The sequence below is a fragment of the Bacillus sp. JJ664 genome, assembly GCF_036962205.1.
GTDB lineage: Bacteria > Bacillota > Bacilli > Bacillales > Bacillaceae_G > Gottfriedia.
The window spans coordinates 1-6,009 of sequence record NZ_JBALMS010000097.1 but is presented as its reverse complement, the minus strand read 5'-3'; the positions used below and the strand labels follow the sequence as shown (position 1 = coordinate 6,009).

5 protein-coding genes and 1 pseudogene are annotated in these 6,009 nt (G+C 30.9%); 5 read left to right on the top strand and 1 reads right to left on the bottom strand.

Annotated features, from left to right (window positions below; translation table 11 throughout):
- Positions 1–336: 336 nt before the first annotated feature.
- The 4 genes and pseudogenes from V7056_RS15205 to V7056_RS15190 all read left to right on the top strand — a co-directional run bounded on the left by V7056_RS15205 (position 337) and on the right by V7056_RS15190 (position 3,175).
- The gene (locus V7056_RS15205) at positions 337–597 is read left to right on the top strand and encodes a hypothetical protein (RefSeq protein ID WP_499703262.1); all 261 of its coding nucleotides are present in this window, start codon (positions 337–339) and stop codon (positions 595–597) included.
- Between the two features lie 104 nt (positions 598–701).
- A pseudogene (locus V7056_RS15200) lies at positions 702–1,198 on the top strand (NUDIX hydrolase).
- A 222-nt stretch (positions 1,199–1,420) separates the two neighbouring features.
- Positions 1,421–2,449, top strand: a complete 1,029-nt coding sequence (locus tag V7056_RS15195) for a D-alanine--D-alanine ligase family protein (RefSeq protein ID WP_499703260.1) — start codon at positions 1,421–1,423, stop codon at positions 2,447–2,449.
- Between the two features lie 252 nt (positions 2,450–2,701).
- A complete protein-coding gene (locus V7056_RS15190; RefSeq protein ID WP_499703259.1) occupies positions 2,702–3,175 on the top strand; it encodes a hypothetical protein in 474 nt (157 codons plus the stop codon).
- A 213-nt stretch (positions 3,176–3,388) separates the two neighbouring features.
- On the opposite strand, the gene V7056_RS15185 is transcribed toward V7056_RS15190, so the two are convergent.
- Positions 3,389–4,624, bottom strand: a complete 1,236-nt coding sequence (locus V7056_RS15185) for an IS110 family RNA-guided transposase (RefSeq protein WP_499703257.1) — start codon at positions 4,622–4,624, stop codon at positions 3,389–3,391.
- Positions 4,625–5,642: 1,018 nt separating this feature from the next.
- Between V7056_RS15185 and V7056_RS15180 the strand changes: the two genes are divergently transcribed.
- A partial coding sequence (locus V7056_RS15180) for an MFS transporter (protein ID WP_499703255.1) occupies positions 5,643–6,009 on the top strand: 367 nt, incomplete at its 3' end.

Here is a 6,009-nt window from a genome sequence, read left to right as displayed (position 1 = left end):
GAGTCATATTTATGGCTCATTTTTTTTTGAAGGAATTGGCAGGTTAGGTCAATAAGGATGAAATAATTACTTCATCAAAAGGATTATCCGCTTAATTTATCTAATATCTATAAAAAAGAACTAATGTAAGGGGGGCTTCTAATTATAGATGAAGGAAAAAAAAGACTTAGAAAAAGTCTATTTTTAGCATTGATTATTATTGTTATAGTAATAGCTGGAAACTTCACTAAAATTCAAAGATCCTATTTCAAATGGCAAGTCAATGAAACGAAAAAAGAGCAGGTTGTGACGAAAATATTAACCAAAGAGGACATTTTAAAACTTGAGGATCATCAGATGAAGTTAATTCATCAGTATAATAAGAACAAGCGTGGATGGTGGAAAACGGACTGGCTATGGATGGAAATACTCGATGGTTCAAGTTCACTTTCAGATGCCTCTTTCATTTTTTATAAACATCCTGATTACGATTTAGTTAAAATGAAATTCACTTTAATAACTTGTAAAGTCGATGGAAAAACTATTGAGTTTGTTAATAAAGGCAAGCTATTAGTGGTTCATTCGAAAGATGGATGGAAAAAAATAAATGATAAGTGAATTAATGTACTTATTTCAACTAAATCATGCGTTAGTTGAATATCAANNATACTAAGCAATTATGGGTTGGAATTTTAATATATTTTATTTTGGAGTGATGAAACATGGAACCTAAGTGGCTTGAATGGGCAAAGCAACTTCAATCCATTGCACAGGCAGGATTAACTTATTCAAAAGATGTTTATGACTTGGAACGATTCGAATTAATAAGAAACTTAAGCGTAGAAATTTTGTCACTCCATACAACTATGGATAAAACAGTAATCAAAGATTTATTCGCTAATGAAACTGGTTATGCAACTCCTAAAGTAGATATTAGGGCAATTGTTTTTAAAAATAATAAAATATTAATGGTGAGAGAAAACGCTGATGGAAATTGGTCGTTACCAGGTGGATGGGGTGACATTGGTATACATATAAATTATTTATACAGTGTGAAATAATTGGGGGAGAAGCTGAGGAGGGAATTGAAACGGGTGGAGTTGATTTTTTTGCTGAAAACGAACTACCGCCACTATCGATAAATAGAAATACAGAATCACAAATTAAATTAGCGTTTAAGTATTTACATAATTCACAGGAACAGGTCTATTTTGATTAAATTTTCAATTGGATTAATCAACTAACTGGCGAGTTAGTTACACAATGTTGGGCTGATTCAGTAGTTCATTTTTATTGTGCTAACTAGCAGATAATTTGAATAAGCTATAAAAGCAGAAATGAGGTTAATAATTCTAATTGGAAAAAATTCATAGAGAATTTGGAGCGTATATTTGCCTTTAATATAAAATTAGTAATAAATAAAAACCATAGGAGGTAGAAAATGAAAATTATTGTATTAGCTGGAGGATTAAGTGATGAAAGGGATGTTTCACTTGCTTCTGGCGCTCAAATTTCTAATGCTTTAATATCAAAAAATCATGATGTATTATTACTAGATATTTATAAAGGTATACAAGATGTTTCTGATTTTGAATCAGCTTATAAAAAATATAGAAAAGAAACATATACTTATACAGTGCCTAAAGAAAAACCTAATTTGGAAGTATTACTAAAACAACAAAATAATCAAAAGTCTTTAATTGGTCCTAATGTGTTAGAAATATGTCAAGATGCCGATATCTGCTTTCTTGCTCTCCATGGTGGAATAGGTGAAAATGGACAATTACAGGCATTATTCGATATATATGGTATTCAATACACTGGTAGTTGTTATGAGGGCAGTCTATTAGCGATGAATAAAATAATTTCAAAAGAACTAATGGCTTTTAATGGGATAAAAACGCCTAAATGGGATGTTTATAATTTTGATAATGAATTACCAGAAATTCACTATCCGGTTGTTGTGAAGCCAAATGATAACGGTTCTAGTATTGGAGTGATAATTCTTAATAATTCTGAGGAACTTCATATAGCATTAGAAGAAATTAAAGAAATTTCAAATACTATTCTAATTGAGGAAAAAATAGAGGGAAGAGAGTTTTCTGTTGGTATAATTGGAAATACTGCTTTACCTGTTATAGAAATTATTCCCAATAAAGGTTTCTTCGATTACCAAAGTAAGTATCAAGAAGGTGCAAGTGAAGAAATATCTCCTGCCAATATCCCAGATAGTTTGACTGAAGAATTACAAAACACGGCGTTAAAAGTACATAATTTACTAGGACTAAAAGTATATTCGAGAATAGATTTTATTATCGATCATGATAATGTAATTTATTGTATTGAAGCGAACTCTCTACCTGGGATGACGCAAACTAGTTTATTACCTCGAGAAGCCCACGCTAATCAAATAAGTTATGAAGATTTATGTGAATTACTGTTAAAAGAATCCTTAAAGAAATACTTATAAGAACAAGGGATATCATATTTAAACAAAAGCACTGAGTAGTCAGTGCTTTTATTTTTAGAGTCTAATATTAAGTATATTATTTTTTTGAAAATAAAATTGAATATAGTTATACAACTAGCTGGCGCGTTAGTTCAATAGCAGGAAGAACAAGAAGGGCTGTTTCGGCAGCCCTTCTTGTTGTACTAACTGGCAGATTATTAGTTGAATAAGACTAATCAAGTTCTCTATTAATTAAGACCGAGGGGGATTTATGTGGGAGATAAAATTAAAAGTATAGTAGGGTATTTATTATATTTGATTATATTAGGTGTAGTAATCTCAGTGGGTTTAAAGCATCAGAGTAATCTTTATAAGCAAAGTGGTATTACCTATGATTTATTTGATTATTATAAATTTCAAACTTTGTTTCCTTTAATAATTGGAGCAATATTGTCGATTCCTTATAATATTAAAAACTTCCTCAAACAGGGAGTTTGGAAATTCAATTGGGTTAGATTTATTGTATTAGGAATTCCCACTTTATACTTTGTTATTACCCCGTACTTATTTTTAAAACAAATAATTTCTTTGAAATTTACCTTTATCAAATACATTATGGGAGGGTATTTTGGAAATTCAACATCTACACTAATTGCAACAATTGGAATAGCAGCAGGTTATTTTGTATTTACATGCTTTGAAAAACAATCTACTAATGGATTCGTAAATAGTAACTATTTCAATTGAAAATATAAATTAGTTAATGAGTATTTCTGATTTTGTTCTTTACTTTATGTACCCATTTATTTATAATCTTGTACAACTAAACCAGCTAATAGTTTGTCAATATTTATCAATAAAATTAAATTTTAACTCATGTTATACTATTTTTGACATGCCAAATAACCTTCCATTAATTAGAGTTTGGAAGGTTTTGTTAATTTTGGTTGTTATATGGATTTAAGTTAAATCTTGGAAAGTCGTTTTGCTTTTTAACAGGGCATAAATCCAATGTAATAGTTTATTTACACAAGCAATTACTGTTACTCTAAACGGTTTTCCTTCTTCACGCTTTTTATCATAATACTGTCGCAATCGTTTATTTCGTGGGATGATTTCTTCAGTTGTCTTACTCTTACGAGTATCACGAATTGCACACCGAACAGCCATGAATAACCCATGTCTCAATCGATTTGAACCACGTTTTGTAATACGGTTTTTAGTGGCTGTGAATTTACCAGATTCAAAGACACTCGGGTCAACTCCGGTGAAAGCCACAAGTTTTTTAGGGTTATCAAACCGATCAATTTCACCAATTTCAGAGATAATTGTTGCCGCGATTTTCTCACCGATACCAGGAATTGATTGGATGATAGTATATTCTTCAATTTCTTTTACGAGAACATCTATCTCTGCCTTTAAATTTGATAGATGTTCTTTGTATTGAAGAACCATTTTTATATGCATTTCAAGCGAAATAATAAGACTTTTATATAGTGTGATTTGAAATGGATTCTTCTCTGCCGCAGCCAGTAAACAAATTGCTTTTTCATTTGCCCATCTTTTTGAACGGCTAGTACATATTGATGCGATTCGTTTTGTAAGGTGTTCTTCACCAGCTCGTAAAATATCGTCAGATGTAAGAAATTCTAATAATGTTAAGAGAGAAACATTAGAATATACATCGCCAAACACACCACGATATTGAGGGAATACTTGATCTAGAATCGCTAAAAAATGTAGTTTTGCCTGAGAACTAATACCTGTTAAATGATCGTGTTGTCTCGTTAAATTTCTAAGGTTTAATAATTGGACACCACGTTTTTTATATGGTTCTAGTTCTTCTTTGTAATACAGCTCGCAGAGGTGATATGCATCGATGACATCAGTTTTTACCTTTCTTAAACTCGAGCTTTTAGCTCGATAAGAGATTAAAGGATTTATAACGATGTATAGATAATTTAAGTTATCTAAGAACTGCATAACTGGCGAATGATAATGTCCTGTCGATTCCATTATGATAACAGGTTTTATATTCGTTATATCTTCGATTTCTTGTAAAAATTGAAGTAGCTGCCCAAACCCTTCAATTGTATGTGAAATCTTAAAACTTCTTTTATAAGGAGTCTTTTTATCTAAAAAACCTTGTAACTGACTTTTTCCTTTTGCGACATCCAGACCAACTACTGGATTCATAATTTATCTCCTCCTAAACTAAATTTATCGGTTCCCAAAAATTCCCTCATAGTGTCATAGGTTCGCTTGTTATGCGGGATCAATGTCCCAACCAGCCTAAATCATGTTTCTATAAGTAGGGGGGTGAACTGTTTAGTTGACGGGGTCTAAGCCCCACTGGCGCTTCGTTCTTCCCCGACTACCATAATGATAAAACCATAAAAAAATTGGTCAACCAGTAAAAACTAACCCATTTTTTCTAAAGAAGAATTGATAGTTGAGAAACAAGAGGGGGAAGGTGTAAAAAATTCTCTACTGTTAAGTGAAGAAACTTTACTAAAACTACTTGAAACACATCCGCAACTTGCATTATCAATTATTGAAAAGGGATATGGAAATTTAAATAAAAATAGCTTTCCATCATTTTGAGGAGACGGAATGCTATTTTTTTTAATTCCATTATTTTAAAAATGATTCAATAAAAATAAACTTAAAAATATTATTGATACGACACTCTCTGTATTAGATTAGGACCGGATTTCTAATTTTATAGTGAATGAAAAATAGTTATCTAAAGACATTAACTTTTTTTGTTGCTATTTATTTTAATAATAATTCGAGAACGAACGGTAAAAAATAATTCTTTACCGTTCGTTCACAATATGTTATAAATATAAACGTCGAAGGAAGTTAATAATTGCATTGATGAATAGCCAATAAACAATTAAAAGTATATGAAGCTAATATAAATAGCTTTTATGTATTGAGTTTCGAAAACAAGCGTTAATTAAAAATACAATTATTGGTGCATGAATTCAGCCTGAAATTTTTCTATTAATAAATTTAGATAACTTCCATCCTTCACAAATCGTGATATTGCGGAAACGTGAATATATTCTTTTTGATAATCGCGGAGATGTGGAGGATTGTATATTTGAGAATAAACATTCTCGAAAAAGGAACGAATGGCATATAGAGTAAGAAAATTGTTAATAAGGTTATAAAAGATAAGAATTTAAATTAAGTCTTAGAAAGGAAAATGAATGTGAAAAGAATGTTATTAGTTATATTATTAATGTCTTGTGGTGCAACTTTTGTAACACCATTATTTCCGCTGTATAGCGAATATTATCAATTAAACAGTTTGCAAATTACGATTTTATTTGCAATCTATGCTGCATTCCTGTTACCGACTCTACTTGTTGTGGGGGCTAAAGGAAGTGCTTGGGGACTGAAAAAAGTTCTTAGCATTAGTATTTTGATTTCAATAGTTTCAACTTTGCTCATGATTGGTAGTACAGAAGCGTGGATGATATATGTTGGAAGAAGTTTAGAGGGAATTGCGTATGGTTCGTTTACTGGTACGTCTGTGGCTTTTCTAATTAGACAATCAGATCCCAAAAAAA